The sequence below is a fragment of the Pantoea sp. CTOTU49201 genome, from assembly GCF_032054795.1.
In the GTDB taxonomy this organism is placed as follows: domain Bacteria; phylum Pseudomonadota; class Gammaproteobacteria; order Enterobacterales; family Enterobacteriaceae; genus Pantoea; species Pantoea symbiotica.
This window is the reverse complement of sequence record NZ_DAMBSA010000372.1, coordinates 1-4,661: the sequence shown is the minus strand read 5'-3', so window position 1 is coordinate 4,661 and position 4,661 is coordinate 1. Positions and strand designations below refer to the sequence as shown.

Sequence of the window (4,661 nt, the reverse complement as noted above, 5' to 3'; positions counted from 1 at the left end):
CGGTACGGTGATGCTGGGCGAATATGCACCGGTTGAACGTCGTGGGTTGGTGTCGTCGGTGATTGCGCTGGGCTCAAACAGCGGCACGCTGATTGCGTCGCTGGTCTGGCTGGCAGTGATCCAGATGGACAAAGAGAGTTTGCTGGCGTGGGGCTGGCGTATTCCGTTCCTCAGCAGCGCGCTGATTGCGGTGGTGGCGTTGTGGATTCGTCGCAACCTACGTGAAACGCCGGTGTTTGAACGCCAGCAGGCGGAATTGCAGGCCGAACGTAACGCCACGCTGGCGCAGGCGAAAGAAGAAGTGGATACGCGCAGCTTCTGGCGCCGCACCCGCGCTTTCTGGACCATGGTCGGTTTACGTATCGGCGAAAACGGCCCTTCTTATCTGGCGCAGGGCTTCATTGTCGGATACGTCGCCAAAGTGCTGATGCTCGACAAATCGGTGCCCACCACAGCGGTGTTCATCGCCTCTTTACTTGGTTTCCTGATCATTCCGTTTGCCGGCTGGCTGTCGGATCGCTTTGGTCGCCGCATTACCTATCGCTGCTTCTGCTTATTGCTGATGTTCTACGCCTGGCCTGCCTTTAGCCTTATGGACAGCCGCGATCCGGCGATTGTGATGGCGGTAATTGTGGTCGGTATGGCGCTGGCATCGCTGGGTATTTTCGGCGTGCAGGCGGCGTGGGGCGTCGAGATGTTTGGCGTGAAGCGTCGTTACACCAAGATGGCGGTAGCGAAAGAGCTGGGGTCTATCCTTTCAGGAGGTACCGCGCCATTAGTGGCGGCGGCGCTGCTGTCGTTTACCGGACACTGGTGGCCGATTGCGGTTTACTTCACGGCGATGGCCAGCATCGGTTTTCTCACCACTTTCGTGGCGCCGGAAACGCGCGGACGCGATCTCAATCTGCCGGAAGATGCCATCTGACCAGCAGGATCGCGTAAACCATCATCACCATTGGCCGGAGATTCCGGTCAATGGCATTTACGCAGGGGCAAAGGAATGGCGAAATCTCCAACCGGAAACGTAACGCGCACGGACGTGGCAAAAATCGCCGGTACCTCGGTGGCGGTGGTCAGTTATGTGATCAATAACGGCCCGCGACCGGTGGCAGAAGCCACGCGTCAGCGCGTGCTGGAGGCGATCAAGCAGACCGGCTATCGCCCCAATGCCGTGGCGCGCGCGCTGGCTTCGGGCAGCACTAAAACCTTTGGTTTAGTGGTGCCGAACATCGGTAATCCCTTTGTTGCTTCGATGGCGCACATGCTGTTGCAAGAGTCGATGAATCACGGCCACGTCATGCTGCTGGGTGATGCCGGTGACGATCGCAAACGCGAGCTGGAGATTATTCAGGGCCTGTTAAATCGTCAGGTTGATGGCCTGTTTTACAATAGCGTCGATCGCCATCCCTACATTGATGTGATTCAGGCCAGCGGTACGCCGCTGGTGATGCTGGATCGCATTGAGCCGCGTCCGGGCGTCAGCATGCTGCGCGTTAATGAGCGTGAAGCGGCGTGTCAGGTAACGTCGCATCTGCTCAGCCACGGTTATCAGCAGGTAGGCATGATCAGCGGTCCGCTAGACATGCTTAACGCGCAGGATCGTATTCAGGGCTGGCGCGATGCGCTGGCGCAGAAAGGATTGCTGGCGGATGAGGCGATGATTTTCCCGGCCAGCTACACGCGGCAGGGCGGTTACGACGCCGCGCAGCGCATGGTGGCCAGCGGTCGTGTGCCGCGCGCGCTGTTTACCAGTAATGAAGGCCAGGCGATTGGCTGCATTCGGGCGCTGTCGGAGCATGGACTGCGCGTGCCGCAGGATGTCGCGCTGGTGTGTTTTAACGGTACCGATCAGTCGGCGTTTCATGTGCCGACGCTCACCACCGTCCGTCAGCCGTTGCGCGATATGGCGCGCAGTGCGATTGCCATGCTCAAAAATTGGGATGGCGACGCCAAGCTGGCGGAATTCCCTCACCATTTAGAAATCGGTGAGTCCTGTGGCTGCCAGCTTACTCAACAACAATAAAACTATAACACTATGAAAAGATTGATTATCGATTGTGATCCGGGAAACGGTATAGCGGGCGCCAACACCGACGACGGCCTTGCGCTGGCGTTAGCATTGGCTTCGAAGTCGCTGTCGCTGGAACTGATTACCACCGTCACCGGCAACACGCTGAGCGCGGTCGGTGCGCAGGTAGCCAAAGATCTGCTGCAGCGATTGGGACGCAACATTCCGGTGGTGCAGGGCGCGTTGCAGGCACTGCGCGAAGATCCTGCGCCATGGCGTGCGCGTCTTGACCACGTTGCCGATGAAAAGCTCGGTGAACTGTGGCGCGGCGTGCGTCAGCCGCAGCGCATTCCGGCGGATGGGCATGACGCGGCTGGCGTAATGGGCCAACTGATTTGTGACAATCCCGGCGAGTTTACGCTGGTGGCGATCGGTCCGCTGACCAACGTGGCGCTGGCGCTGCAGCGTTATCCGCAAATGGCAGAATCGGTGGCAGAGATTGTGATTATGGGCGGCGTGTTTGCGCTGGATGATTACATCAAAGACACCAATTTTGGCCTCGATCCGGAAGCGGCGCATCAGGTACTGCACAGCGGCGCGACCATCACGCTGGTACCGATGGATGCCACCACGCAAACCTTGATGACGCAGCAGGATCTCACGCGGCTTACCGCCAACGATCATCCGTTGCCACAGTTTGTGCGCGAGACGCTACGTCCGTGGATCGATTATTCGATTCGCACCCGCCATTTGCCCGGCTGCTGGATTCATGATGCGCTGGTGGTGGCGTGGTTGCTGAATCAGCGAGTCGCCGACGGCGTGGATTACCATGTGGATATTGAGCTGCGTCCCGGCGCCACGCGTGGCAAAAGCTGGCGTTATCGCACGCCGCTGCGTTTGGATATCGGCGTGCCGCCGCAGACCGGCGCATTGGTGCATGTGATTCAAACCGTCAATAACGCGCTGCTGCTGGAGATGATCGAAAAGGCGTTTAATCAGCTGAAACGCTGAACCGTTTTCCAGGTGCGCATAAATGCGCACCCTACAAAATCGCCGTAAGGTCGCCATTTATGACGACCTTCCTCTTCAACATGACACGCTTTTTTACACCGCGAATCACTCGCTGACAATTCCCGTCCCAGCCCGCCTTTCTGACATGCTATATACAAATGGTTAACATAATAGTAACTCGTGAAATTATTCGCGCGGTAACTTCTACAATAAATCCGGCCAACGATCCGGAAGCTAATCAGACAGGATAACAACATGTTCAACTGGACTGCGACCCAGCGCAACGTGGCTTTTGCCAGTTTCGCGAGCTGGACGCTGGATGCGTTCGACTTCTTTATCTTAGTGTTTGTCCTCAGCGATCTTGCCCAGTATTTCCATACCAGCGTCTCCGATGTTTCCCTCGCCATCATGCTCACGCTCGCCGTGCGACCGATCGGCGCGCTGCTGTTTGGTCGGCTGGCGGAGAAGTATGGCCGCCGACCGATTTTGATGCTCAATATCGTGATGTTCTCGGCGTTTGAGTTGCTGTCGGCGTGGTCGCCCACCTTCACGGCGTTCCTCGGTTTCCGCGTGATTTACGGTGTGGCGATGGGCGGCATTTGGGGCGTGGCGTCGTCGCTGGCGCTGGAAACCATTCCAGATCGCTCGCGCGGCTTGATGTCTGGCATCTTCCAGGCCGGTTATCCATGCGGCTATCTGCTGGCGTCAGTGATTTTTGGTTTGTTCTTCGAAACGGTCGGTTGGCGCGGCATGTTCCTGATTGGCGCGTTGCCGATTCTGCTGCTGCCGTTTATCTACTTCAAAGTGCCGGAATCGCCGGTGTGGCTGGCGGCGCGCGAGCGTAAAGAGAGCAATGCGCTGCTGCCGATTATCCGCCAGCACTGGAAGATCTGTATCTATATGGTGCTGCTGATGGCCTGCTTTAACTTCTTTAGCCACGGTACGCAGGATCTCTATCCCACCTTCCTGAAAGTGCAGCATCAGTTTGATCCGCACACTGTCAGCATCATTGCTATTAGCTACAACATCGCGGCGATGCTGGGCGGCATCACCTTTGGAGCACTCTCCGAGCGGATTGGCCGTAAGCGCGCGATTATTCTGGCATCGTTCCTCGCGCTGCCGGTGCTGCCGCTGTGGGCCTTCTCCAGCGGTTCATGGATGATCGGTATCGGCGCGTTTCTGATGCAGTTTATGGTGCAGGGCGCGTGGGGCGTGGTGCCGACCTATCTCACCGAACTGGTGCCCGCCAACGCGCGCGCGGTGCTGCCGGGCTTTGTCTATCAGCTGGGGAATTTGATTGCCTCAGTGAATGCGACGGTGCAGTCGCGTATTGCCGAGGCACACGGCGGCAATTATGGTTTGGGGATGGCGATTGTCGCCGGAACGGTGGCGGTGCTGATTTGCGTGTTAGTGGCGTTTGGTCGGGAGACGCGCGGCATCGAAATCTCCGGTGCTGCCGCGCGCGAGTCGCGTTAAAGCGCCTCGCAGACGTCAACCCATTTCGCCGCAGTGAGTTCTGCCATGCGCTGTGGCGAAATGCGTACCGCGCTATGAATCGATCCTGCTGCTGGCAGCACTTCATCAAAGCTGCGCAGCGACACATCGCAATAAATGGTCAGTGGATTTTCCAGCCCGAACGGAC

Annotated in this window: 4 protein-coding genes and 1 pseudogene; 4 read left to right on the top strand and 1 reads right to left on the bottom strand. The window is 57.9% G+C overall.

The genetic code is table 11. The features are described from left to right. The 4 genes from RTY00_RS20230 to RTY00_RS20215 form a co-directional block, all read left to right on the top strand. On the top strand, positions 1-925 hold a 925-nt coding region (locus tag RTY00_RS20230), incomplete at its 5' end, for an MFS transporter (RefSeq protein ID WP_312665828.1). 75 nt (positions 926-1,000) lie between these two features. Beyond that, positions 1,001-2,023, top strand: coding sequence for a LacI family DNA-binding transcriptional regulator (locus RTY00_RS20225; protein ID WP_312665826.1), 1,023 nt, complete (start codon positions 1,001-1,003; stop codon positions 2,021-2,023). Positions 2,024-2,035: 12 nt separating this feature from the next. Then, positions 2,036-3,019 carry a nucleoside hydrolase gene (locus RTY00_RS20220; RefSeq protein WP_312665824.1) on the top strand — a complete coding sequence of 328 codons (984 nt, stop codon included), beginning with the start codon at positions 2,036-2,038 and terminating at the stop codon, positions 3,017-3,019. A gap of 255 nt (positions 3,020-3,274) precedes the next feature. After that, positions 3,275-4,495 (top strand): MFS transporter, encoded by a 1,221-nt coding sequence (locus RTY00_RS20215; RefSeq protein WP_008107723.1) that lies wholly within the window; start codon positions 3,275-3,277, stop codon positions 4,493-4,495. Here the strand turns inward: RTY00_RS20215 and RTY00_RS20210 are convergent. Then, a pseudogene (locus RTY00_RS20210) lies at positions 4,492-4,661 on the bottom strand (YbaK/EbsC family protein); the annotation flags it as partial. The gene RTY00_RS20215 and the pseudogene RTY00_RS20210 sit on opposite strands and share 4 nt — an antisense overlap.